The organism is Sphingopyxis sp. DBS4 (assembly GCF_024628865.1).
Classification (GTDB): Bacteria; Pseudomonadota; Alphaproteobacteria; order Sphingomonadales; family Sphingomonadaceae; genus Sphingopyxis.
In genome coordinates, this window is the sequence record NZ_CP102384.1 from 1,480,778 (window position 1) to 1,505,052 (window position 24,275).

Consider the following 24,275-nt stretch of genomic DNA (forward strand, 5'->3'; position numbering starts at 1 on the left):
GCGCCCTAACGGTTTTGCGGCGCGGGGGGAAGGGATAGAAGCTATCGGGTGGGCAACGCGGGCTTCGCCCGGCGCGGTCATCGTGCAGCCTCCTGGTCCGGCATTCGCACCACCACCTTGCCCTTGGCATGACCCGATTCGAGATAGGCCATCGCATCGCCGATCTCGGCAAAGGGAAAGATGCGGTCGATCACCGGATCGAGCGTCCCCTCTTCGATAAGCTGCGCGAGTTCTGCGAGTTCAGCGCCGCTGGGATGCATGAAGAGGTATCGGTAGGTGACGCCATGCCTGCGCGCTTTGGCGCGGAGACCAAAGCTCGCGATCCAGAACAGCGCGGCGAGTCCGGGGCCGCGGCCGAGGTCCTTTCGCGCGGTCACGGGTTCGGGCATGCCCGCGATCGAAACGACCGTTGCGCCGGGTTTCACGACCCCGAAGCATTTTTCGAGCGTCTCGCCGCCGATCAGGTCGAACGCGCCGTCCATATCGCGCACCTCGTCCTCGAAGCGCTGCGCTGTATAGTCGATCACGACATCGGCGCCGAGCCGCTCGACGAGCGCGCGGCCGCGTGGCGAGGCCGTCGTCGTCACTTCGGCGCCGAGCCACTTGGCGATCTGGATCGCAAAGGTGCCCACCCCGCCGGCGCCGCCGGGAATGAAGACCCGGCTGCCGGGGCCGAGCCGCAATTCATCGCGGAGTGCCTGGAGCGCGGTGAGCCCCGCGAGGGGCACGCCCGCGGCGGTTTCGAAATCAAGCGACGGCGGCAGGGCGGCGAGATGGTTTGCGGGCACGACCGCATAATCGGCGAAGGCGCCCATGCGATCCTTCGGGACGCGCGCGAAGACGCGGTCGCCGGGCTTGAAGCCGCTTACATCGCTGCCGCAACTCTCGACCGTGCCGGCGAGCTCGTTGCCCATGACGACAGGAAAATCGTAGCGCTGAACCAGCTTCAACATGCCGTCGCGCGTTTTGAAATCGACGGGATTGAGCCCGGCTGCCCGGACACGAACGAGCACGTCGTCCGGGCCGGGGACGGGGCGGGGAGCCTCCGCGAGCGCAGTCGTTTCGGAGCCGCCGTAACGATTGAGAAGAAAGGCCTGCATCGTCCGTTACTCCGCCATCAGCTTCGCGAGGTCGTCCTTCCAGAATTTCGCCCAGGTGTGGGTGCTATGGCCCTTCGTCTCGGCGCTGGCGGGGATCAGAATGAACTTCGCCGCCGGCATACGCGTAGCCGCCTTTTCAGCGATGCCGTAGCCGGGCGGGTTGATGAAATCGTCGGCCGAATTGATCCACAGCACCGGCACCTCGATCTTTTCGAGATCGGTCCACGGATTGTAATTCCGGGATGAATCAAACTGATAGATGATGTCGTTTGCATCGTTTCGGCCAAAGGTGCGCGCGAAGGCTTCGTCCTTGTATGTTTCCGCGGCTTCGCGCGTCGGATATTGCGCCTGCAACGCATAGGGGTTCGCGCCCGCGATCATTGACAGCGACGCCGCGGTGCGCAGCCCCGACAGCGGCGGATCGGTATAGTTGCCGTCCTTCCACAGCGGGTCGGCCTTGATCGCATCGATCGACAGGGTGCGCCACATGCGGTTTTCGCCCGCGATCTCGACCGGCAGGCAGGCGAAGGGCGCGAGCCTTTCGGCGAAGCCGGGATGCACCTCGCCCCAGACGAAGGCGTGCATACAGCCCATCGATGTGCCGAGGATCAGCTTCAGTTTCGTCACGCCGAGCTTTTCGGTAAGCATCCGGTACTGGGCGGTGACCATGTCGTCATAATCGTAGCGCGGGAACGCCATCTTGAGGCCGTCGCTCGGCTTCGACGAGCCGCCGTGACCGATATTGTCGGGCAGGATGACGTAATATTTGCTGGTGTCGAGGACTTGTCCGGGACCGAACAGCTCGTTCGCGAACTGCGGCTGAAAGAATTGCTTGCCGGTGCCGCCGGTGCCGTGGAGGATCATCACCGCGTTGGTGACATGGCCTTGCCGGTCGCGCTGCGGCTTGCCGAGCGTCGTGTAATGAATCCGGATCTCGGGCAGCGTTTCGCCGGTGCCGAAAGTGAAATCCTTGAGGATCGCGTCACCCTCGACGGCGTTTTCGGGTTGCGCGTGAGCGGGACTGGCGGCGGCGAGGAGCAGGGCGAGCGGGGCGAGGCGTTTCAGCATGGCGACGAAGCTAGCGCTCGCCGGCACCGGGTCAAGCTATTGCCCGTAGTCCGCCTGGCCGGCGATACGCACCGCCTCGCGCGCCGCCGCGAACAGCGCGCCCGCCTTCGCCTCGCATTCGCGCTGCTCATAGGCGGCTTCGCTGTCGGCGACGATGCCGGCGCCGGCCTGGACGTGCATTTCGCCGTCCTTGACGATCGCGGTGCGCAGCACGATGCAGCTGTCCATATTGCCGTCGGGGGCGAAATAGCCGACGCCGCCCGCATAAGGCCCGCGCGCGTCGGCCTCCAGCTCGGCGATGATCTGGCAGGCGCGCACTTTAGGCGCGCCGCTGACCGTGCCCGCCGGGAAGCCCGCGAACAGCGCGTCGATCGCATCCCTGTCGGGCGCGATGCGGCCGATGACGTTCGACACGATGTGCATGACGTGGCTGTAGAACTCGACCGTATAGCTGTCGGTGACGGTGACGGTGCCGCCGGTCGCGGCGCGGCCGACATCGTTGCGGCCGAGGTCGAGCAGCATCAGATGCTCGGCGCGCTCCTTGGGATCGGCGAGCAAGGATTCGCGATTCTCGGCATCTTCCGCGCTCGTCTTGCCGCGCGGGCGGGTGCCGGCGATCGGGCGGATGGTGATCTCGCCGTCGCGGACGCGCACGAGGATTTCGGGCGACGAGCCGATGATCGCGAAGCCCGGCAGATCGAGGAAATAGAGGAAAGGCGACGGGTTGATGCGGCGGAGCGCGCGGTAGAGGTCGAAGGGCGGCAGGTCGAACGGAGTCGAGAAGCGCTGCGACAGCACGACCTGAAAGATGTCGCCCGCGGCGATATAATCCTTCGCCGCCGCGACCATATCGGCGAAGCGTTCGGGCGTCGTCGCGGGGATCGCGGCGATGTCGGCGGGCAGGGTTTCGGTGCCGGCGCGTTCGCCATGCGCGCTGGCGGTCGCGAGGCGCGCGGCGATCGCGTCGAGGCGGTCGGCCGCGGCGTCGATCATCCGGTCGATCGGCGCGCCGGCATCGGGCCAGATCGGCGCGATCAGGAACAATTCGTCGGCTAGCCGGTCGAAGACGAGGATCGTCGTCGGGCGGACGAACACCATGTCGGGCAGGCCGAGCCCGGCGCCCGGCGCGCGCGGGATGCGCTCGACGAGACCGATGGTTTCATAGGCAAAGAAGCCGACGAGCGTCGCGAGTGCCTTCGGCAGGCCCTCCGGCACGTCGAAGCGGCATTCGGCGACGAGGTCGCGCAGCGCCTGGAGTGCGCCGGTTTCTAAGGGCGCGAAGGCGCCCTTGTCGTGCCGCCAATCGCGGTTGATCCGCGCGGCATCGCCAGTCACCTCGAACAGCAGGTCGGGGTCGAGCCCGATCAGGCTGTAGCGCCCGCGCGTCTCGCCGCTTTCGACCGATTCGAGCACCCAGTCGCCGCGGCCGGGCTCGATCAGCTTGAGCGCGGCCGAGACGGGGGTCTCGATATCCGCGATCAACCGCTGCCAGACGACCGCGCCGCGGCCGCCCGCGAGCGCTTCGAGCGCCGCGGCCCTGCCCTCGAGGGCCACTATTCGGCGACCGGCGTCGCGCCGGTCAGTTCCTTGCGAAGCTGTTCGAGCAGATCCTTGTTGATCTTCACCCCGACGCGGCGCTTCGCCTCGCCGGCGAATTGCTCGACCAACTCGTTGCCGAAGGCGGGGGCGAGCGGCTGCGCGATCGCATCGACGCGCGCGGGATCGATCGCTTTCGGATCGGGGCGGTCGACCTGGGTCAGCGCGATCACCATCCAGCCCCGGTTGCCGGGGATTTCGAGTGTCTTGACGCTGCCCTTCGCCATCGAAAAGAGCAGCGCGAGTTCGGGCGGAACCGGCTTGCCGTCCTGGCCGAGCTCTGCACGGCGGCCGCCGATCGTCTGGACGCCGGCGTTGGGTCCGGCGGCCTTCGCGGCTTCGGCGAGGCTCTTGCCGCCTTCGACCGCCTTGACGATCGCGCGCGCCTTGTCGCGGGCGACCTTCTGCCCCTCGGCAAAGCGCCATTCGCTGAGCAGGTCGCCGCGAATCTGCGCGAAGGGCGGCGGCGCCGCCGCGACGATCGACTTCACCGAATAGACGGCGAACTTCTCATTCTCGACCAGCGTCGCGAGCTGCGCTTCGCCTTCGCCGCTGGTCTGGAAAGCACCGCTGATCATCGGCGCATATTCGGCCGCGAGCGCGAAGCCCGGCGTGCCCGGCGCGCGGCCGCTGGGGAGCAGGGCGGGGGTTTCCTCGACCTTGAGCTTGCGGTCGGCGGCGATCTCCTCGATCGAGGCGCCGCTGTTCACCGCGTCCTGGATCGCGTTGTAATAATCGACGATCGCCTCGTTCGCTTTGTTCTTGCCGAGTTCGACGCGAATCTCGGGCGTCGCGGCAGCCAGGTCGCGGGCGGGTTTGGCCGTGATGCCCTCGACGCGCGCCACCACCCAGCCGAGGCCCGACTGCACCGGGCCGATCAGATCGCCCTGCTTCGCCGCAAAGGCGGTCCTGGCGATCGCATCGCTGGCCGTCGCGGCATAGGCCGATTGCGTCAGCTCGCCGGTCGTCGAGGCCGAAAGCCCCGCGCCCTGCGCCGCGGCAGCGAGCGATACGCCGCCGCGAACCTTCGCGGCGATGGCGTTCGCGGTCGCCTGATCGGGCGCGATCACCTGCGCGAAGCGGCGCGTCTCGCTGGCGGCATATCGCGCGGCATTGTCTTTATAGGCTTTGGCGATTTCGGCATCGCTGACCGCGGGGACCGGAACGGCGCTGCGGTCGAACAGCGCATATTGCACCACGCGGCGTTCGGGCACCGTGAATTTGGAGACGTTCTGCTTGAGGAAGGTCTGGAGCGCGGTGTCGCCCGGATCGTTCCTGGGCGCGAAGGCACTCGCCGGAATGAAGGTCGCCTGACCCTGCCGCGCCTCGAGCAGAAGCGCCGCATAGGGACGCGCGACGCCCGGCGACAGGCGGGGAACCGTGCCGATCGGCACGCCGATCTGCTCAAGCAGCAACTGCTGCCGGAGTTCCTGGCGGAGCTGCGCCTCGGTCATGCCGTTCTGGCGCAGGAAATTCTCGAACGTCTTTTGGTCGAACTTGCCCGACACCCCCGAAAAGGCCGGAATGTCGGCGATGCGGCCGTCGATCTGGCGCTTGCTGACGCTGAAGCCGATCTTGGTCGCGAACTGATCGAAGGCCAGGCCGTCGACGAGCTGGCCGAGCACCTGATCGAGCCCGCCACCTTCGACGAAAGCCGCCATGGTGAGGCCCGGCTGCTGCTGGCGCGCCTGATTATACGACTGGCGCACGCGGTCGCGCAGTTCGCCGAGGCCGATCTCGCGATTGCCGACCTTGGCGACATTGGCACCGCCGAGCCCGCCGAACGAGGCGTTGCCGGTCACGTCGCCGAGCGCGAACAATATGCCGATCAGGACGATGAAGGCGAGCGCGATGAATTTGCCGATCGTCGAACTGAAAAGGTTGCGGAGGTTCGTGATCATGAAGCGGTCAGTCTTTCGGCAGGCGCGGATGTGCGCGGTCGCGCGCTGCTTTAGGCGGGACGGGAGAGCGCATCAAGGCGGGAAAGTGCGAGCGCTCGTGACCGGCTTGCCTTGGCGGCTCCCTCGCCGCTAGGGGAAGCCATCGGATCGATGAACAAGGGAATGGGCGATGACGCGGCGCAAATATGTGGTCGGCAATTGGAAGATGAACGGGCTGATAGCCGCGCTCGACGAGGCGAAGGCAATTTTCGCCGCCGCCGAAGCACATTCTTCGGTCGATGTCGCGCTCTGCCCGCCATTCACGCTGATCGGCGCGATGGTTGCCGCGGCGCCCGGTGCGGCGGTCGGCGGGCAGGACTGCCATGCATCGGCTTCGGGCGCCTTTACCGGTTCGGTCGCGGCGCCGATGCTTGCCGATGCGGGGGCAAGCCTCGTCATCGTCGGGCATAGCGAGCGGCGCGAGGGGTTCGACGAAAGCGACGCCGACGTCCGCGCCAAGGCCGAGGCGGCGCTCGCGGCAGGACTGTCGGTGATCCTGTGCGTCGGCGAACCGCGTGCGGTGCGCGAATCGGGCGGGGCGATCGCTTATGTGCTGGCGCAGGTTGCGGGATCGCTGCCCGGCGATTTCGATCCGGCGCGGCTTGCTATTGCCTATGAACCGATCTGGGCGATCGGAACCGGACTGGTGCCGACCGTCGCCGACGTCGCCGATATGCACGGGGCGATCCGGGCAAAGCTGGGCGAGCAGGCCGGCAGCGATGCGGCGCGGGTCATGCGCATTCTCTATGGCGGGTCGGTCAACGGCGAGAACGCCGCCGAGCTGCTGGGCGCGGGCGACGTCGACGGCGCACTGGTCGGCGGCGCGAGCCTGACCGCGGCGAAGTTCGCGCCGATCGTCGAAGCGGCGGCCAGTCTCTGATCGCCACCCCCGCGAAGGCGGGTGCTGCCATCGGCCTTGCGCAAGGTTGCCAGCGGCCCCCGCCTTCGCGGGGGCGACGTATGGGTTGAACCCCCGCCGCTTCGTCTCTATGTGCGCCGCGGGCGTGGTCCGTATGGGGCCGCGCAAGGTCCGGGAAATATCATGTCCAGTCTCTTCACCTTCCTGCTCGTCGTCCAGGCGCTGATCGCCGCGGTGATGATCGGCGTCATCCTGATGCAGAAGTCGGAAGGCGGCGGCCTGGGGGTCGGCGGCAGCCCCGCGGGGCTGCTCTCGGCGCGCGGCGCGGCGGATTTCATGACCCGGGCGACCACGGTGCTCGCGACCTTGTTCGTCGGTCTGTCGATCGTTCTTGCGGCGCTGGCCTCGGTGGGCGGAGCCGGCGGTTCGACGATCGATACCTCGCTGTCGAAGACCGCGCAGCAGAGCAGCGGCGCGCCCGCTTCGTCGCTGACCGGCGCGGCGCAGAACGCCCCGGCCCAGAGCGCTCCCGCTTCGGACGATCCGCTCGCCGCTGCATCCGCCGCGGCCAGCCAGAAGGCGGCTCCGGCCCCGACCGAAGCGCCCGCCAAGAAATAAGCCCGTAAATCCCCGGACAGCTTCGGCTTTCCGGCTTCGCACGCGCGGCAGCGGAAAAATTTCCGCGTCGGGCGATTCGACGGCTTGCGCCGTCCCCCTCCTGTTGAGTAAGTCTTTCCTCCCATGGCGCGGTTCATTTTTATCACCGGCGGCGTGGTCTCCTCGCTTGGCAAAGGTTTGATGGCGGCTAGCCTGGCTGCCTTGTTGCAGGCGCGTGGCTATCGTGTGCGTATCCGGAAGTTCGACCCTTATCTGAACGTCGACCCGGGAACGATGTCGCCCTATCAGCATGGCGAGGTCTATGTGACCGACGACGGGGCCGAAACCGACCTCGACCTTGGTCATTACGAGCGTTTCACCGGCGTCGCGGCGCGGCAGAGCGACAATGTCACCTCGGGCCGCATCTATCAGCAGATCATCACCAAGGAACGCCGCGGCGACTATCTGGGCGCGACGGTGCAGGTGGTTCCCCACGTCACCGACGCGATCAAGGCCTTTGCCCGCGCCGAGACCGACGACCTCGATTTCGTGCTGTGCGAGATCGGCGGCACCGTCGGCGACATCGAATCGTTGCCGTTCATCGAGGCGATCCGCCAGCTTCGCAACGAGGAGGGGCGCGAGAATACGCTGTCCGTCCACGTCACTTTGGTGCCCTATATTGCCGCCGCGGGCGAGCTGAAGACCAAGCCGACCCAGCATAGCGTGCGCGAGCTTGCCTCGCTGGGCGTCCAGCCCGACGTGCTGCTCTGCCGCTGCGAAAAGCCGTTGCCCGAGGGCGAGCGCGCGAAGATCGCGCAATTCTGCAACGTGCGGAAGGAAGCGGTGATCCCGGCGCTCGACGCCGATTCGATCTATTCGGTGCCGGTGCAATATCATGGCGAGGGGCTCGATTCGGAGGTGCTGCGCGCTTTCGGCATCCATGATGCGCCCGAACCCGACCTGACTGCCTGGTACGACATCATGGATCGCAAGCAGCACCCCGAGGGTGAGGTCACGATCGGCGTCGTCGGCAAATATGTCTCGCTGCCCGACGCCTATAAATCGCTCAACGAGGCGCTGGTCCACGGCGGCATGGCGAACCGGGTCAAGGTCAACATCCGCTGGCTCGACGCCGAAATGTTCGAGGAAGGCGACCTCGCGGCCAGACTGGAGCCGATGCACGGCATTCTTGTGCCCGGCGGCTTCGGCGAGCGGGGGTCCGAAGGCAAGATCGCGAGCGTCCGCTTCGCGCGCGAACAGGGGGTGCCGTTCCTCGGCATCTGCCTCGGCATGCAGATGGCGTGCATCGAGGGCGCGCGGAACACGAGCGGGATCGCCAAGGCGTCGAGCACCGAGTTCGGCACTACCGACGAGCCCGTCGTCGGCCTGATCACCGAATGGATGAGCGCCGAGGGCCTTCAGCAGCGCGGCGCGAACACCGATTTGGGCGGAACGATGCGGCTCGGCGCCTATGACGCCAAGCTGTCGCCGAACAGCCATGTCGCTAGCATCTATGGCGCGAACGACATCAGCGAACGCCACCGGCACCGATATGAGGTTAACGGAGCGTATCGCGAAGCGCTCGAAAAGGGCGGTCTGGTCTTTTCAGGCCTGTCGCCCGATGGCATGCTGCCCGAAATCGTCGAGCGTCCGGACCATCCGTGGTTCATCGGGGTGCAGTTCCACCCCGAGCTCAAATCCAAGCCCTTTGATCCGCATCCGCTGTTCAAGGGGTTCATCGAAGCCGCAGTGAAGCAGAGCCGGCTCGTCTAACGCAAAAGCAAAGGGATGACAGGGGCATGGATCACGCGAAACTCGCTGCACTGCAGGGCCCCGACAGCATATTCTCGGGCCTGACCGTCGAGGATTGGGCCGAGATCGCCAGCCGGTCGGTGCAGATCAGCTTTGCCAAGGGCAAGGAATTGCTCGTTCAGGGCGACCCCGGCGACATGATGTTGATCCTGACCGAAGGCACCGCGCGCGTGTCGATGCTAACCGCGGGCGGGCGCGAGATCGTCCTTGCTTATGCCGAGCCCGGCGCGGTGCTGGGCGAGATCGCGCTGCTCGACGGCGGCGAACGCACCGCCTCGGTAACCGCGACGAGCGCGGGGAGCGCGCTTCAACTCGGCCGCAATGCGCTCAAGGATTTTTCGGCGAGCCATCCCGAATTCACCTGGTCGCTGATGCAGCAACTCGCGCGGCGGCTGCGCACCGCCGACCAGACGATCGAAAGCGACCGCGCCTATGCCTCGGGCCCGCGGCTCGCGCGCTATCTCAAGCGGTTGATCCGCAAGGATGCTACGGAAAATACGCACCGCGTCGAATTGAGCCAGACCGAGCTCGGCAATTTCGCGGGGATGAGCCGCGAGCATATCAATCGCCAGCTTCGCAGTTGGGAGGAATCGGGCGTGATCTCGCTGGAGCAGGGGCGGGTGAGGGTGCTCGATACCGAGATGCTCGAGGATATCAGCGAGAGCGAGGGGTAAAACCCTATTCGTCATTCCCGCGAAAGCGGGAACCCAGTTGCACCGTTTGGATACGGCGCTACCGCGCCGTTTCTTGGTTTCGCTGGGTTCCCGCTTTCGCGGGAATGACGAAGTTGGAATCTTGCAGCCCAGCCGACGCTTCGTGCCAGAATCACAACGCCCGGGCCTCTGACGAGACCCGGGCGCCTGTGACGAACACTCGCCATCCCCCTTTGTTGCAAGCCCGGCGAAAGGCCTGCACTCCCTGGAGCCGGGCCTTTGGGCCGCGTTGAACCAGAGAGTGTGGGCTAGGGCCATGGGGGGAGTTTGTCACCCTTCGGCACGCTTATCGCGTTTCTTTTGACCCGGCCTGTGGCCGATGAGCAACATATTGTGCGAATCGTTCGCAACTAGGTGGCGCCAGCGCTCCTTGCCAGCGACCCCGCCGCTGCCTAAAGCGAGGCCATGACCGCACCGCGCATTGCGCCAAAAAGGCCGCTCGCCCCATGATCCTGCGTGCGTATGAACGCGCCATCTTCAAACGCTATCTGCTCCCCCAGCGCGGCGAAGGCTTCATCTTCGTCGCCGCGGCGTTCAGCTTCATCGCGGTGACGCTGGGGGTCGCGGCGCTGGTGATCGTGATGAGCGTGATGAACGGCGTCCGGTCCGACCTGTTCGACAAGATCGTCGGGCTGAACGGCCATGCGGTGGTGCAGGGCTTCGGTGGCCGGATCGACGATTGGCAGGATGTGCTGAAGCAGGCGAAGGCGACGCCGGGCGTCACATCGGCGACGCCGCTGATCGAACAGCCGCTGCTCGTGACGTTCAGCGGGCGCGTCGAGGGGGTGCTGGTGCGCGGCATGACCGTGCCCGACATCCGCAAGAACGACGTGCTGGGCGGCAAGGTGCTGCAGGGCAGCCTCAATTCGCTCACCCCGGGTTCGGGCAATGTCGCGCTCGGCAGCGAACTGGCGCGCAATCTGGGGGCGACGGTCGGGTCGACGGTGACGATCATCAACCCGCAGGGGCGCTCGACGCCCTTCGGGACGGTGCCGCGTGAAATCGCCTACCGCGTGTCGGCAATCTTCGAGATCGGCGTCTATGATTTCGACAAGGCCTATGTCGTGATGCCGATGGAGGATGCGCAGCTTTTGCTGCTCAGCGGCGACCAGATCGGGATGATCGAGGTCAAGGTGACCGACCCCGACCATGTCGGCGACATATTGCAGCCGCTGGCCGAGAAGGTCGCGGCGAAGGCGGTGATTTCGGATTGGAGATCGATGAACGCGAGCCTGTTCGAGGCGCTGTCGATCGAGCGCGTCGCGATGTTCATCATCCTGTCGCTGATCATCCTGGTCGCGGCGTTCAACATCATCTCGTCGCTGATCATGCTGGTGCGCGCCAAGATGCGCGACATGGCGATATTGCGGACGATGGGGGCATCGCGCGATTCGGTGATGCGCATCTTCATCGCGATCGGGCTGGCGATCGGGGTCGCGGGAACCTTGATGGGAATGGCGATCGGTTTCGGCCTGCTCTTTTTCCGCCAGAATGTGCTGCGCGGGTTCGAGATCATCACCGGGCAATCGCTTTGGGACCCGTCGATCCGCTTCCTGACCGAGCTGCCCTCGAAACCCGATCCGTTCGAGATCACGGGGATCGCGGTGATGACGATCGTGTTCAGTTTCCTCGCGACGCTCTATCCCGCCTATAAGGCCGCGAACACCGATCCGGTGCAGGTGCTCCGCTATGAGTGATGTCCTCCTCGAACTCACCGAACTCAAGCGTAGCTTCACGCAGGGCGACGTCACCATCGAAGTGCTGCGCGGGATCGATGCGAGCCTTCGTCGCGGCGAGATCGTCGCGCTGCTCGGCCCGTCGGGATCGGGCAAGTCGACGATGCTGCAAGCAGTCGGCCTGCTCGAAGGCGGCTTCGAGGGGACAATCCGTATCGACGACGAGGACGTCACCCGCTTCGATCAGGGCGAGCGGACCAAGACGCGGCGCGAGAAAATCGGCTTCGTCTATCAGTTCCACCATCTGCTCCCCGATTTCACCGCGATCGAGAATGTCGTGCTGCCGCAGCTTATTCGCGGCGCCGGGCAGGGTGAGGCCGAGGAACGCGCGACCGACCTGCTCGGACGGCTGGGGCTCGCCGAGCGGCTGCATCACAAGCCGAGCAAGCTGTCGGGGGGCGAGCAGCAGCGCGTCGCGGTGGCGCGCGCGCTGGCGAACCGGCCTTTGCTCGTCCTCGCCGACGAGCCGACGGGCAACCTCGACGAAGCGACCGCCGACCGGGTGTTCGACCAGTTCGTGAAACTGGTGCGCGATCATGGCTCGGCGGCGCTGGTCGCGACGCACAACGAGCGGCTGGCGGCGAAGATGGACCGCGTGCTGCGCTTGCACGAGGGGCGGATAGAGGGGTAAGCTATTCCCCAGAAACCCCTCCCGCAAGCGGGAGGGGCAGCGAGAGTTACGAGCTTGCTCGTTACTCGCAGCGGGGTGGGCCAGCGACGGAGCGATTGCCCACCCCGCTGCGACTAGGCAGCAAGCTGCCAAGTCTCGCTACCCCTCCCGCTTGCGGGAGGGGATGCAATCGGGGGAAGAAACTATGGCTTTATACGATCTTTCGGCGAAGCTGCCCGGCGGCGGGTCGCAGTCCTTGGCCGATTATCGCGGCAAGGTTCTGTTGATCGTCAACACCGCGTCGAAATGCGGCTTCACCCCGCAATATGAGGGGCTGGAGGAACTCTATCGCGATTACAAGGATCGCGGGTTCGAGGTGCTGGCTTTCCCCTGCAACCAGTTCGGCGCGCAGGAGCCGGGCGATGCGGCGGAGATCGCGAATTTCTGTTCGCTGACCTATGACGTGACCTTTCCGGTGATGGCGAAGATCGACGTCAACGGATCGGACGCCGATCCGATCTTCAAACATCTGAAAGAGGAAAAGACCGGTCTGCTCGGCAGCGGGATCAAGTGGAATTTCACCAAATTCCTGGTCGACCGCGACGGCAAGACCGTGTCGCGCCACGCCCCGACGACGAAGCCCGAGTTGCTGCGGAAAGAGATTGAGGAATTGCTGGGATAATGCCCGGCCCTTCGTCATTGCGAGCGTAGCGAAGCAATCCAGGGCGGCTTACGCCTACTCTGGATTGCCGCGTCGCCTTCGGCGCCTCGCAATGACGATTTTGTGAATCGAGGCCATGGTCGAATCATCTGGGCGGCGTTAGCGTCCCCCTATGGCCTACAGCCCCTTCGTTCCCCTGCGCGTCTTTTCCAGTTTCACCATGCTGGAGGGGGCAATCGATCCGAAAGCCATTGCCAAGGCCGCGCGCGAGCGGGGGTTTCCGGCGATCGCGGTGGCCGACCGCAACGGGCTTTATGGCGTCATGGCGTTCGGCGAGGCGTGCAAGGCGGCGGGGGTGCAGCCGGTCATCGGCGCGCTGCTGAGCGTCGCGCGGCCGGGGCAGCGGCTTGCGAACGGCGCGCCGATGGTCGACTGGCTCGCGCTCTATGCCCAGGACGATGCGGGTTACAACAATCTCTGCGCGCTCGTCTCGCACGCGCATCTCGGGCGGCCGGTCGAGCAGGAGCCGCATGTCGCGCTCGCCGATCTTGCGGGGCGCACCGACGGGCTGATCTGCCTGACCGGCGGCGGCGAGGGGGCGCTCGCGCGGCTGCTCGCGGGCGAGCAGAAGAGCGCGGCCGATGATTATGTCGAGCAGTTGGAGGCGCTGTTCGGCGGACGGCTCTATATCGAATTGTCACGGCGCGGCGATGCGACCGAGACGGCGGCCGAGGAGGCGCTGATCGACATGGCCTATGCGCGGGCGCTGCCGCTCGTCGCGACCAACCCCGCCAATTTCGTCGAACCGCAATTCCACCCCGCGCACGATGCGATGCTGTGCATCGCGCAATCGGCTTATGTCGAAAGCGAGGATCGCCGGGTGTCGAGCCCCGAGGCGTGGCTGAAGCCCGCCGAGGCGATGGAGGATGCTTTCTCCGACCTGCCCGAGGCGATCCGCAACACGCTGGTCGTCGCGCAGCGCTGCGCCTTCATGGCGCCGAAGCGCGCGCCGATCCTGCCCAGCCTCGCGGGCGATCGCGAAGGCGAGGCGGCGCAGCTTGCGGCTGACGCCCGCGCGGGGCTGGAGGCGCGGCTCGCGCTCTATCCCGAATTGAGCGCGGTGGAGCGGCAGGCCTATGTCGAGCGGCTCGATTTCGAGGTCGGGGTCATCACCCAGATGGGCTTTCCCGGCTACTTCCTGATCGTCGCCGACTTCATCAAATGGGCAAAGGCGCACGATATTCCGGTGGGGCCGGGGCGCGGCTCGGGCGCGGGGAGCGTCGTCGCCTGGGCGCTGACGATCACCGACCTCGATCCGCTCAAGCTCGGCCTGCTGTTCGAGCGGTTCCTCAATCCCGAGCGCGTGTCGATGCCCGACTTCGACATCGACTTTTGTGAAACGCGGCGCGGCGAGGTGATCCGCTATGTGCAGGAGAAATACGGCCGCGACACCGTTGCGCAGATCATCACCTTCGGAAAGCTGAAGGCGCGCGCGGTGCTGAAGGACACCGGCCGCGTGCTCCAGATGAGCTATGGTCAGGTCGACCGGCTCGCGAAGCTGGTGCCGAACCATCCGACCGACCCCTGGACGCTCGAACGCGCGCTGAACGGCGTATCCGAGCTGATGACCGAATATAAGCAGGACGACGGGGTGCGGCGGCTGTTCGACATGGCGCGCCAGCTCGAAGGGCTGCCGCGGCACAGTTCGACCCACGCGGCGGGGGTGGTGATCGGCGACCGGCCGCTCGACCAGCTCGTCCCGCTCTATCGCGACCCGCGCTCGGACATGCCGGTGACCCAGTTCGACATGAAATATGTCGAGACGGCGGGGCTGGTGAAATTCGACTTTCTCGGTCTCAAGACGCTGTCGGTGCTCAAGGAAGCGCGGCGGCTGCTTGCGCTGCGCGGGGTCGATGTCGATCTCGACCAACTCGCGTGGGACGACGAGGAGGTTTACGCCCTTCTCCAGCGCGGCGAGACGGTCGGGGTGTTCCAGTTGGAATCCGAAGGGATGCGGCGTACGCTGTCGGCGGTGAAGCCGACCAATTTCGGCGACATCATCGCGCTCGTCGCGCTCTATCGCCCCGGCCCGATGGACAATATCCCGCTGTTCGGTGCGCGCAAGAACGGGCGCGAGCCGATCGCCTATCCGCACCCGCTGCTCGAGGGCATCCTCGCTGAAACCTACGGCATCTTCGTCTATCAGGAACAGGTGATGCAGGCGGCGCAGATACTCGCCGGCTACAGCCTCGGCGGCGCCGACTTGCTGCGCCGCGCGATGGGCAAAAAGATTCAGGCCGAGATGGATGCGCAGCGCGAGACCTTCGTTGCGGGCTGCGGCGAGCATAACAAGATCGACGCCAGGACCGCGAACGAGCTGTTCGACTTGATCGACAAGTTCGCGGGATACGGTTTCAACAAGAGTCATGCCGCCGCCTATGCGCTGCTCTCCTATCAGACCGCGTGGCTGAAGGCGCATTATCCGCATGAGTTCTTTGCCGCGTCGATGTCGTTCGACAGCCATCAGACCGACAAATTGTCGATCTTCATCGACGACATGCGCCGGCTGGACATCGCAGTTGCGCCGCCGTCGATCAACGACAGCGAGGCCGATTTCTCGGTCGGGCGCGGCGAGGATGGATTGGCGGTGCGCTATGCGCTCGGCGCCTTGAAGGGGGTCGGCGAAAAGGCGATGGAGGTGCTCGTCGCCGAGCGCCATGCCAAGGGCGAATTTGCGAGCCTCGACGATTTCGCGAGCCGTATCGATCCCAAGCAACTCAACCGCCGCCAGATCGAGGCGCTGGCGGGCGGCGGCGCGTTCGATTGCGTCGAGCCCGACCGGCCGCGCGCCTTTGCCGGCGCCGAAGCACTGCTTGCCTGCGCGAACAGTTCGGCGCACGAGCGTTCGACCGGACAGGGCGGGCTGTTCGGCGGCGACGTCGCGATCGCGCCGGCGCTCCAGCTTCCGGCCGCCGAACCCTGGACGCTCGCCGAGCGGATGACGCGCGAGAAGGAAGCCTTCGGTTTCTATTTCTCGGCGCACCCGGTCGAGCAATATGAGGCGATCGTCCAGGCGCGCGGCGCGCGCAGCTATGGCGACATTTGCGAGAATGTCGAAATGACGCCCGGAACGCGCATCCCGATGGTGATGGCGGCGATGGTCGAAAGCGCGCGCCCGCGCGTGTCGCAGCGCGGCAACCGCTTTCTCAACCTGACGCTGTCGGACCGCAGCGGGCAGTTCCAGTCGAGCTGTTTCGACGAGCAGGCGAGCAAGGTGCTGGAAGCGCTGGCGGCCGAAGGTGGCTGCGCGATCCTGTCGGTCGAGCTCGACCTTCTCGAAGGCGAGGAGACGCCGCGAGTGACGGTGCGCGGGGCGCAGTCGCTTGCCGACATTGCCGCGACCGCGGCGCTGCAACTGACGTGTCGGGTCGAGCTGGCCGACGCGGTGGCGGAGATCGCGGGCCTGCTCGAGCGGCGCGACGATGCGCGCGGCAAGGTTGTCATCGCCACGCGCGACCCGCTGACAGATGCCGATATCCGGGTCGAACTGGGACGGAGTTTCGCGCTCGGCCCCGATACCGTCTCGCGCCTCGATATGGTTGCGGGTGTAACCGAAGCGGCGCTCGCGCTCGTCGCACCGCGCGATTTCCGGGTGCGATAACCGGCTTCACCCTTGCATCGCCTGCAATTTCGGCCCTATCCCTTGGGGGCAACGATAATCGAGGATGCCTTATCATGGGAATGCAGGGCCAGCCGCTGCTCGTCACGAGCCTGATCGACCACGCCGCGCGCGAACATGCCGCGCGTGAGATCGTCTCGCGCTGGGCCGACGGCAGCGTGACGCGATCGACGTGGGGCGAGGTGGGCAGCGATGCGCGCCGCTTCGCGGCCGCTATGGTGAAGCTGGGCATGAAGAAGGGCGATCGCATCGCGACGCTGGCGATGAACCACGGCCATCATCTGGTGAGCTGGTACGGGACCGCGGGAATGGGCGGGGTCCTGCACACGGTCAATCCGCGGCTGTTCGACGAGCAACTCGTCTATATCATCAACCATGCCGAGGATCGGGTGCTGTTCCTCGACGCGGCTTTCCTGCCGATCGTCGATCGGCTGCGGCCCGAATTGAAGAGCGTCGAGCATTTCGTCCTGTTCGATGCACCCGCGCAGGACGGCTATCTGTCCTATCGCGACCTGATCGCGGCCGAGGACGGGCGTTTTGCGTGGGTGGAACTCGACGAGCGCGATCCGGTCGGGCTTTGCTATACCAGCGGCACGACGGGCAATCCCAAGGGTGTGATCTATGAGCATCGCTCGAACGTCCTGCACGCGATCACCGAGGTTCAGCCCGACGCCTTCGACATGTCGAACCGCAGCGTGATCCTGCCGATCGTGCCGATGTTCCACGCGAACAGCTGGGGCGTTCCCTTCGCGGCGGCGACCGTGGGCGCGAAGATGGTTTTTTCGGCGACCAACGACGCGCAGGCGCTGTGCGACCTGATGCACGCCGAGGGGGTGACGCACAGCGCGGGCGTGCCGACCGTGTGGCTCGCGATGTTCGCGCATATGGACGCAACCGGCATCGGCTATGGCGCGCTCCGGCAGGTCAACATCGGCGGATCGGCGGCGCCGCGCGCGATGGTCGAGCGCTTCATGAAGGCGGGCGTCTATGTCGGCCATGCCTGGGGCATGACCGAAACCAGCCCGATCGGGACGATGGGCCGACGTCCGTGGAACTGGGACAGCCTGAGCTTCGACGAGCAGGTCGATGTCATCTGCCATCAGGGCTGCCCGCCGTTCGGGGTCGAACTGCGCATCGTCGACGACGAGGACAATATATTGCCGCGCGACGGCGTGACGAGCGGACGCCTGCAATGCCGCGGGCCGTGGATCATCCAGCGCTATTTCAAGGCCGACGCCGATGCCACCGACGCCGACGGCTGGTTCGACACCGGCGACGTGTCGGTGATCCACCCCGACGGCGTCATGCAGATCACCGACCGCGCGAAGGATGTGATCAAGTCGGGCGGTGAATGGATTTCGTCGATCGAGCTCGAAAATGCGGCGGTCGGCGCGCCGGGGGTGCAGGAAGCCGCGGCGGTCGGTGTGTTCCACCCGAAGTGGGACGAGCGGCCGATCCTGCTGATCGTGAAAAAGCCCGGCGCCGAGGTGAGCGAGGCGGGCATCGTCGATTACCTCAAGGACAAGGTCGCGAAATGGTGGCTGCCCGACGAGGTCGTCTTCGTCGATGAACTGCCGCACACTGCGACGGGGAAAATCCTGAAGCGGCAGATCAGGGACGATTACAAGGATTACAAGCTGCGGTCACTGGTGGAGGCTTAGGCTTTCCATCCTGTCGTCATTGCGAGCGAAGCGAAGCAAAGCAATCCAGAGTGGCGTAAACCGCTCTGGATTGCTTCGCTTCGCTCGCAATGACGGCTTTGGCTGGGCAGCCGGTCAGAACAACTCCATCTGCCCATCGCGCTCGGGCGGCCGGAACAGGTCGCAGCGGAGCGGTGGGAAACGGCGGTCCATGCCGTGCTCGCGAGCGGCGCGCCGGACGCGCTGGCGGATGAGTTGGGGCCAGATGCCTTGGCCTTTCATGCGGGTGAAGAAGCCGGGATCGTTGTCGCGGCCGCCGCGGATGTCCTGGACCATGTGCATCACCTTTTCGGCGCGGTCGGGGTAGTGGGCGGCGAGCCAGGCGCGGAAGAGCGGGGCGACCTCATAGGGCAGGCGCATCAATATGTAGGAAGCGCGGATCGCCCCGGCTTCGGCGGCGGCCGCCATGATCGCCTCTATCTCGTGATCGGTGATCGCGGGGATGATCGGCGAAATGTTGACCTGCGTCGGTACGCCGGAGTCGATGAGCTTGCGGATCGCTGCCAGGCGGCGGCGCGGATGCGGCGCGCGGGGTTCGAGGGTGCGCGCGAGCGCCGCGTCGAGCGTCGTCACCGAAATCGCGACCCCGACCAGATCGTCGCGCGCCATCGCCGCGAGCAGGTCGATGTCGCGGAGCAGCCGGTCGGACTTGGTGGTGATCAGCAGCGGGTGCTTCGTTTCGGCGAGTACCTCGACGACCGCACGGGTGATCCGCCATTCGCGCTCGATCGGTTGATAGCCGTCGGTGTTGGTGCCGATCGCGACCGGGGCGACCTTGTAATTGCGCTTCGCCAGTTCCTGCCGCAGCAGTTTCGCGGCGTCGGGCTTGGCGAAGAGCCTGCTTTCGAAATCGAGGCCGGGCGACAGGTCGTGATAGGCGTGCGTCGGCCGCGCGAAGCAATAGATGCAGCCATGCTCGCAGCCGCGATAGGGATTGATCGAGCGATCGAAACCGATGTCAGGCGAACTGTTGCGCGCGATGATCGTCTTCGGATGTTCGACGGTCACCGTCGTTCGCAGCGGCGGCGGGGCGCCGTCGATATCCTCGGCCGCGTCGAGCCAGTCACCATCGGCTTCGAGACCGAGCGAGCCGGTGCGGGTCGGGCGGAGATTGGTCGGGGCGCCGCGGCCCGAAATCGGGGGGAGGGGTTTCGGCGAGTCCATCGGGGGAGGATATTCCGCCGATGAGAACAAATAAAGAACAAATAAACACCTTCTCCCCTCCAGCAGGCGGGAGGGGTCGGGGGTGGGCAGCGACGTTGCAATGGCCCACCCCGCTGCGAGTAGCGAGCAAGCTCGCAACTCTCGCTGCCCCTCACGCTTGCGGGAGGGGGCTATTCGGTCAATCGCGGCATCAACTCGACGAAGTTGCAGGGCTTATGGCGGCTGTCGAGCTGGGTGGCGAGGATGCCCTCCCACGCGTCGGTCACTGCGCCGGTCGAGCCGGGAAGCGCGAAGATATAGGTGCCGCGTGCGACAACCGCGCAGGCGCGCGACTGGATCGTCGAAGTGCCGATCGTCTGGTAGCTCAGCCAGCGGAACAATTCGCCGAAGCCGGGAATATCCTTGCCGTCGAGGCGGTGCAGCGCCTCGGGCGTGACGTCACGGCCGGTAAGGCCGGTGCCGCCGGTGGTGATGACGACGTCGACCTCGGGATCATCGATCCAGTTGTGGAGACGCGAGACGATCAGGTCGCTTTCGTCGCGGATGATCGCCCGCGCGGTGAGCGTGTGACCCGCGGCGGTCAGCAACTGCTCTAGCGTGTCGCCCGATTTGTCGTCGGCCGCGCTGCGGCTGTCCGAAACCGTCAGGATGGCGATGCGAACCGGCCGGAACGGCAGGCTTTCGTCAATCGGCATTGGCGTCAATTGGCATCGGCGAGGCCGCCGGCCCAGCTCAGCCGGGTGCGATCCTTGCTGTCGGGGAAGCGCGGCCATTTGCCCTGCGCGAGCGCCGCGCGGCTGACCGACGGCTTGCCCTGCTGCGCTTCGTACATCCAGTAATTGCGCAGGACGGTGCCGACATAGCCGCGCGTTTCCCAATAGGGGATCGATTCGATGTAGAGCAGCGGGTCGCCATTGTCGCGAATCTCGCTCTGCCAGCGCGCGATCGGCGCGGGGCCGGCGTTATAGGCGGCGATCACCTTGGGCAGCAGGCCGCCCGTCGAGCCGTCCTTGCTGAGATATTCGAGATAGCGCTGGCCGAAATCCATGTTGACCGCGGGCGTCTTGAGGTCGCCCGGCGCGCGGCCGTCGCCGTTCCAGCGCGCGAGGTCGGATGCGGTGCCGGGGCGCACCTGCATCAGTCCCATCGCACCCGCCGGGCTGACCACCGCGCGCTGGAACCGCGATTCCTGGAGCGTGTGGGCAAAGACGAGCGCCGGATCGACCCGCCAGCCGCCGTTGGGTTCCCATTTGGGCTGCGGATAGCGCGCCGCCGTCGCGAGCTTGCGGCCCTGCGGCGTGTTGTGCGCGAGATAGAGCTGCGTTTCGGGCAGGCTGAGCGCCTGCGCCATGCCGGCGAGTTGGGCGTGCTGGTTCGGATTGCCGATGCGCGCCTGATGCTTCAGCAGTTCGCCGGCATAGGCGTCCTCGCCAATCTCGGCGAACGCCATGGCGGCGCGGACGTTGGGCAGATCCTCGAGCGCGCGCCAGGCGCTGCGGTCGGGACGGACATTTTCGCGCTGGCTGCCGGTTTCGATGCCGAGCGTTTCGGCGGCGAGCAGGCCATAGAGGGTTTCCTCGTTCGCGGCGGCGGCGCGCAGGCGCGACTGCACCGACTGCGGCTGGCCCGAAGCGATCGCGGCGCGCGACGCCCAATAATAGGCCGCGGCGCGCAGTTCGCTGTCGGGCGCTTCGCGCGCGACGCGGTCGAACGAGACGAGCGCGGTCGGATAGTCGCGCAGGCGCCACGCGGCGAGCCCCTGCACCCACGCGGCCTGCGTCGCCCAGGCGCCGCGGCCTTCGGTGCAGGCCTGCGACAGGCGCAGCGCATTCTGATCGTCATTCTCGATATAATAGGACCAGGCGATCTTCTGCCGCCATTCGTCGCGCGCCTCGGGCGTCAGCTTGTCGGCGACCGCCATATAGAGCGATTCGGCGCCCGCCGGGTCGTCATTCTTGATCCGGTCGGGGATCGAGCGCGCGAGGCCCGCCGCGAACGGGTCGCTGACGCTGTCGGCGCCGACGCGGCGCGGCGCGGTGCCCGACCAGCTCAGGCGGTTCTGATAGGGAAGCGTCGGGATGTCGGTTGCGCCGCGCTTGGTCGCGAGGCGGCCGAGTTGTTCGGCCTGCGGCAGTTCGGGCGAGCGCGCGAGGATCGGCATGATGTCGGCGACTTCGGCGCGCGGGCTGTTCGCGGCGGTGAGCAGTTCGGCGCGCAGGAAATCGGCGAGCGGCCCATTGTCGTCGCCGAGCAAGGATTTCGCTTCGGCCCAGCGCTGGCCGCGGATCGCGGCGAGCACCTGCGTATAGAGTTGTTTCTGTTTCGAGGAGAGAATGTCGGGCACCGTCTGCGGCGCGGCGAGCAGGTCGGGGGTGCCGGTATCGGCGGCGAGCGCGGGTGAGGCCGTTACGGCCAGGGCCAGAAATGCGCTCGAAAGCAGTTTCACGGTCATCGTCTTCATATCTCTGTCAACGTCCCCGGTTGAACAGTTTCAGGCTATCCCAGGCAGCTGCCTTTTGCGCTGGCCGGGCAAGCAGCATCGCGGGGTGCGCGACTGCCACGGCCTCCATCTTGCCGCCATCTTGGTTAAGATCGAGTAACCTTCCGCGCGCGTCGGGAAGCGACAGCCCCGCCGCCATCTGCACGATGTCGCTGCCGATCAGCAGCAGGCGCTGCGGCTTTGCGAGCCCGAGGTGATGCCAGAGCAGCCGGTCGAGCTCGCCCTTGTCCTTCTCGTCGCAGCGGCCGCCGGGCGGGCGCGTGACGGCGAGACTGGCGAGATAGCAGTCGGCGCGCGCCATCCCGATCGCGCGCAGCATCGCGTCCAGAAGCTGACCCGCGGGGCCGGAAAAGAGGGCGGCGTCGCGCTGGTCGTCGATCTCGGGCCAAGCGGTGAGCAGCATCAGCGGCGCTTCGGCCTGCCCCTGCGGAAGCACGCGGCGCGCGTCCCACTGGCTGCCCGGCACGTCTGGGCTTTCGGCGAGCCATGTCTGGAAGGCGTCCCAGCCGTCGGGGAGCGCAACCGGACCCTTGGAGGCCGCCTCGATGGGTGCTTCGCGGCGCTGGAGCGCGGCGGGAAGCGGCGGGGCCTCGGGCTCGGCGACCGGCGAGGGCTTGGGCCTTGCTGCAACGTCATTGGCGACGGGCGCATCGAGCCAGCCCGTCGGCGCTTCGCCGACAAGCGAGTCCACGCCGGCCAGCGACCACCAGTCATGATAGCTTTCGGCCAGCAAGGTTGAATTGCGCCCACCCATGATTTTGTTTCAAACAGGCAGTTGACGGGGCCGTCAATTGGCGGGCATCGCAATATGTGACAGAGTGAGCGCGGGACACGATGAATGATCCCGCGCGGGGACGGCAGAAAGGTACTTGCGGTGAGCGAACGGGAATCGATGCCCTATGACGTCGTGATCGTCGGGGCGGGGCCTGCGGGGCTTTCGGCGGCGATCCGGCTGAAGCAACTGGCGAACGAGGCGGGCAGCGAATTGTCGGTCTGCATCCTCGAAAAGGGGTCCGAAGTCGGCGCGCATATCCTGTCGGGTGCGGTGATCGACCCCAAATCGCTCGACGAACTGATCCCCGAGTGGCGGGGGCAGGGTTGCCCGCTCGCCGAAGTGCCGGTGAACGACAATCAGCATTGGGTGCTGACCAAGACGAAGAAGTTCGGCCTTCCCGAATTTATTTCGCCCGGTTTCATGCACAACAAGGGCACTTACACGGGCAGCCTCGGCAACCTCTGCCGTTGGCTCGCCGAGCAGGCTGAAGGGTTGGGGGTCGAAATCTTCCCCGGCTTCGCCGCGGCCGAAATCCTCTATAATGAGGATGGATCGGTGAAGGGCGTCGCGACCGGCGACATGGGCATCGCCCGCGACGGCAGCCACAAACCCGACTATGCCCCCGGCCTCGAACTCCATGCGAAATACACTTTCTTCGCCGAAGGCGTGCGCGGGCACCTGACCAAGATGCTCAAGCCGCAATTCGCGCTCGACGCCGATTGCGAGCCGCAGGTTTACGGCATCGGGGTCAAGGAACTCTGGGACATCGATCCGGCCAATCATGCGCCGGGCCGCGTCATCCACACGCAGGGCTGGCCGCTCGACGAGAATGCCAATGGCGGCGGCTTCCTCTATCATCAGGCGAACGGGCAGGTCGCGCTGGGCTTCGTGACCTGGCTCAACTATCGCAACCCGCACATCTCCCCCTTTCAGGAGATGCAGAAGTGGAAGACGCATCCCGAGATCGCGAAGATTCTCAAAGGCGGCAAGCGCGTCTCCTATGGCGCGCGAGCGATCAGCGACGGCGGCTGGCAATCGGTGCCGAAGCTCGCCTTTCCGGGCGGCGCGCTGATCGGCGACACCGCGGGCTTCCTCAACGTGCCGCGCATCAAGGGCACGCATACGGCGATGAAGTCGGGCATGATGGCGGCGGAGGCAGCCTTTGCTGCCGTCACCGCCGGGCGCGAGGGCGATGTGCTGACCGCCTATCAGGACGCCTATGACGAAAGCTGGGTGAAGAAGGAGCTCGGCGTCGTTCGCAACGTGCTGCCGCTGGTCGAGAAGTTCGGCGACCTCGCCGGCACGATGCTGGCGGGCATGACGATGTGGCTGGAGAATTTCGGCATCCGCGTGCCCTTCACGATGAAGCATCACCCCGACAACACGACGCTCTATCGCGCCGACCAGATGAAGAAGCCGGACTATCCGAAGCCCGATGGCGTGCTGACCTTCGACCGCCTGTCCTCGGTGTTCCTGTCGAACACCAATCATGAGGAGGATCAGCCGGTCCATCTGCAATTGAAGGACCCGTCGATCCCGATCGAATATAATCTTCCGCTCTACGACGAGCCCGCGCAGCGTTATTGTCCGGCGGGGGTTTACGAGGTCGTCGGGCAGGACGAGGGCAATCCGCGTTTCGTCATCAACGCGCAGAATTGCGTCCACTGCAAGACCTGCGACATCAAGGACCCGACCCAGAATATCAACTGGGTCACCCCCGAAGGCGGCGGAGGCCCCAATTACCCCAATATGTAAGTCCGTTCGC

Annotated in this window: 18 protein-coding genes; 10 read left to right on the forward strand and 8 right to left on the reverse strand. The window is 66.0% G+C overall.

Going from position 1 to position 24,275, the window contains the following annotated elements:
• Window positions 1-77: 77 nt before the first annotated feature.
• The 4 genes from NP825_RS06895 to NP825_RS06910 are packed head-to-tail and all read right to left on the reverse strand — an operon-like array spanning window position 78 to window position 5,665.
• On the reverse strand, window positions 78-1,100 hold the full coding sequence (locus NP825_RS06895; RefSeq protein ID WP_257549746.1) for an NADP-dependent oxidoreductase: 1,023 nt from the start codon (window positions 1,098-1,100) through the stop codon (window positions 78-80).
• A 6-nt stretch (window positions 1,101-1,106) separates the two neighbouring features.
• Entirely contained in the window at window positions 1,107-2,168 is a 1,062-nt protein-coding gene (locus tag NP825_RS06900; RefSeq protein ID WP_257549748.1) for an alpha/beta fold hydrolase, read from the reverse strand.
• Between the two features lie 36 nt (window positions 2,169-2,204).
• A complete protein-coding gene (locus tag NP825_RS06905) occupies window positions 2,205-3,722 on the reverse strand; it encodes an anthranilate synthase component I family protein (RefSeq protein WP_257549750.1) in 1,518 nt (505 codons plus the stop codon).
• Window positions 3,722-5,665, reverse strand: a complete 1,944-nt coding sequence (locus tag NP825_RS06910; RefSeq protein ID WP_257549752.1) for a peptidylprolyl isomerase — start codon at window positions 5,663-5,665, stop codon at window positions 3,722-3,724. The genes NP825_RS06905 and NP825_RS06910 overlap by 1 nt, the downstream gene beginning before the upstream one ends.
• 169 nt (window positions 5,666-5,834) lie before the next feature.
• On the opposite strand from NP825_RS06910, the gene tpiA reads away from it, so the two are divergent.
• From tpiA to NP825_RS06955, 9 genes are all read left to right on the forward strand, one after another.
• Window positions 5,835-6,584 carry a triose-phosphate isomerase gene (gene tpiA / locus NP825_RS06915; protein WP_257549754.1) on the forward strand — a complete coding sequence of 250 codons (750 nt, stop codon included), beginning with the start codon at window positions 5,835-5,837 and terminating at the stop codon, window positions 6,582-6,584.
• Window positions 6,585-6,746: 162 nt separating this feature from the next.
• Window positions 6,747-7,181, forward strand: coding sequence for a preprotein translocase subunit SecG (secG, locus tag NP825_RS06920; protein WP_257549756.1), 435 nt, complete (start codon window positions 6,747-6,749; stop codon window positions 7,179-7,181).
• A gap of 123 nt (window positions 7,182-7,304) precedes the next feature.
• Window positions 7,305-8,933, forward strand: coding sequence for a CTP synthase (locus NP825_RS06925; RefSeq protein WP_257549758.1), 1,629 nt, complete (start codon window positions 7,305-7,307; stop codon window positions 8,931-8,933).
• 26 nt (window positions 8,934-8,959) lie between these two features.
• The gene (locus NP825_RS06930; RefSeq protein WP_257549761.1) at window positions 8,960-9,646 is read left to right on the forward strand and encodes a Crp/Fnr family transcriptional regulator; all 687 of its coding nucleotides are present in this window, start codon (window positions 8,960-8,962) and stop codon (window positions 9,644-9,646) included.
• Window positions 9,647-10,131: 485 nt separating this feature from the next.
• The gene (locus NP825_RS06935; protein ID WP_257549763.1) at window positions 10,132-11,382 is read left to right on the forward strand and encodes a lipoprotein-releasing ABC transporter permease subunit; all 1,251 of its coding nucleotides are present in this window, start codon (window positions 10,132-10,134) and stop codon (window positions 11,380-11,382) included.
• Window positions 11,375-12,052 carry an ABC transporter ATP-binding protein gene (locus tag NP825_RS06940; RefSeq protein WP_257549765.1) on the forward strand — a complete coding sequence of 226 codons (678 nt, stop codon included), beginning with the start codon at window positions 11,375-11,377 and terminating at the stop codon, window positions 12,050-12,052. The genes NP825_RS06935 and NP825_RS06940 overlap by 8 nt, the downstream gene beginning before the upstream one ends.
• Window positions 12,053-12,236: 184 nt before the next feature.
• On the forward strand, window positions 12,237-12,713 hold the full coding sequence (locus NP825_RS06945; protein ID WP_257549767.1) for a glutathione peroxidase: 477 nt from the start codon (window positions 12,237-12,239) through the stop codon (window positions 12,711-12,713).
• 151 nt (window positions 12,714-12,864) lie between these two features.
• The gene (gene dnaE / locus NP825_RS06950; protein ID WP_257549769.1) at window positions 12,865-16,353 is read left to right on the forward strand and encodes a DNA polymerase III subunit alpha; all 3,489 of its coding nucleotides are present in this window, start codon (window positions 12,865-12,867) and stop codon (window positions 16,351-16,353) included.
• Between the two features lie 74 nt (window positions 16,354-16,427).
• Window positions 16,428-18,032: a long-chain fatty acid--CoA ligase gene (locus tag NP825_RS06955; RefSeq protein WP_257549771.1), complete on the forward strand. Its 1,605-nt coding sequence runs from the start codon at window positions 16,428-16,430 to the stop codon at window positions 18,030-18,032.
• A 114-nt stretch (window positions 18,033-18,146) separates the two neighbouring features.
• On the opposite strand, the gene NP825_RS06960 is transcribed toward NP825_RS06955, so the two are convergent.
• The 4 genes from NP825_RS06960 to NP825_RS06975 form a co-directional block, all read right to left on the reverse strand.
• Window positions 18,147-19,235 carry a PA0069 family radical SAM protein gene (locus NP825_RS06960; protein ID WP_257549774.1) on the reverse strand — a complete coding sequence of 363 codons (1,089 nt, stop codon included), beginning with the start codon at window positions 19,233-19,235 and terminating at the stop codon, window positions 18,147-18,149.
• Window positions 19,236-19,405: 170 nt separating this feature from the next.
• Window positions 19,406-19,930 carry a molybdenum cofactor biosynthesis protein B gene (gene moaB / locus NP825_RS06965; protein ID WP_257549785.1) on the reverse strand — a complete coding sequence of 175 codons (525 nt, stop codon included), beginning with the start codon at window positions 19,928-19,930 and terminating at the stop codon, window positions 19,406-19,408.
• A 5-nt stretch (window positions 19,931-19,935) separates the two neighbouring features.
• Window positions 19,936-21,696, reverse strand: a complete 1,761-nt coding sequence (locus NP825_RS06970; protein ID WP_257549787.1) for a lytic transglycosylase domain-containing protein — start codon at window positions 21,694-21,696, stop codon at window positions 19,936-19,938.
• A 7-nt stretch (window positions 21,697-21,703) separates the two neighbouring features.
• A complete protein-coding gene (locus tag NP825_RS06975) occupies window positions 21,704-22,489 on the reverse strand; it encodes a uracil-DNA glycosylase family protein (protein WP_257549790.1) in 786 nt (261 codons plus the stop codon).
• 120 nt (window positions 22,490-22,609) lie between these two features.
• Here NP825_RS06975 and NP825_RS06980 point away from each other — a divergent pair, with 120 nt between their 5' ends.
• Window positions 22,610-24,265 (forward strand): electron transfer flavoprotein-ubiquinone oxidoreductase, encoded by a 1,656-nt coding sequence (locus NP825_RS06980; protein WP_257549792.1) that lies wholly within the window; start codon window positions 22,610-22,612, stop codon window positions 24,263-24,265.
• Window positions 24,266-24,275 lie beyond the last annotated feature (10 nt).

Coding starts and splice junctions, on each gene's coding strand:
- NP825_RS06895 (WP_257549746.1), bottom strand. CDS start 1,100: ATGCAGGCCTTTCTTCTCAATCGTTACGGCGGCTCCGAAACGACTGCG.
- NP825_RS06900 (WP_257549748.1), bottom strand. CDS start 2,168: ATGCTGAAACGCCTCGCCCCGCTCGCCCTGCTCCTCGCCGCCGCCAGT.
- NP825_RS06910 (WP_257549752.1), bottom strand. CDS start 5,665: ATGATCACGAACCTCCGCAACCTTTTCAGTTCGACGATCGGCAAATTC.
- tpiA (WP_257549754.1), top strand. CDS start 5,835: ATGACGCGGCGCAAATATGTGGTCGGCAATTGGAAGATGAACGGGCTG.
- secG (WP_257549756.1), top strand. CDS start 6,747: ATGTCCAGTCTCTTCACCTTCCTGCTCGTCGTCCAGGCGCTGATCGCC.
- NP825_RS06925 (WP_257549758.1), top strand. CDS start 7,305: ATGGCGCGGTTCATTTTTATCACCGGCGGCGTGGTCTCCTCGCTTGGC.
- NP825_RS06930 (WP_257549761.1), top strand. CDS start 8,960: ATGGATCACGCGAAACTCGCTGCACTGCAGGGCCCCGACAGCATATTC.
- NP825_RS06935 (WP_257549763.1), top strand. CDS start 10,132: ATGATCCTGCGTGCGTATGAACGCGCCATCTTCAAACGCTATCTGCTC.
- NP825_RS06940 (WP_257549765.1), top strand. CDS start 11,375: ATGAGTGATGTCCTCCTCGAACTCACCGAACTCAAGCGTAGCTTCACG.
- NP825_RS06945 (WP_257549767.1), top strand. CDS start 12,237: ATGGCTTTATACGATCTTTCGGCGAAGCTGCCCGGCGGCGGGTCGCAG.
- dnaE (WP_257549769.1), top strand. CDS start 12,865: ATGGCCTACAGCCCCTTCGTTCCCCTGCGCGTCTTTTCCAGTTTCACC.
- NP825_RS06955 (WP_257549771.1), top strand. CDS start 16,428: ATGGGAATGCAGGGCCAGCCGCTGCTCGTCACGAGCCTGATCGACCAC.
- NP825_RS06960 (WP_257549774.1), bottom strand. CDS start 19,235: ATGGACTCGCCGAAACCCCTCCCCCCGATTTCGGGCCGCGGCGCCCCG.
- moaB (WP_257549785.1), bottom strand. CDS start 19,930: ATGCCGATTGACGAAAGCCTGCCGTTCCGGCCGGTTCGCATCGCCATC.
- NP825_RS06970 (WP_257549787.1), bottom strand. CDS start 21,696: ATGAAGACGATGACCGTGAAACTGCTTTCGAGCGCATTTCTGGCCCTG.
- NP825_RS06975 (WP_257549790.1), bottom strand. CDS start 22,489: ATGGGTGGGCGCAATTCAACCTTGCTGGCCGAAAGCTATCATGACTGG.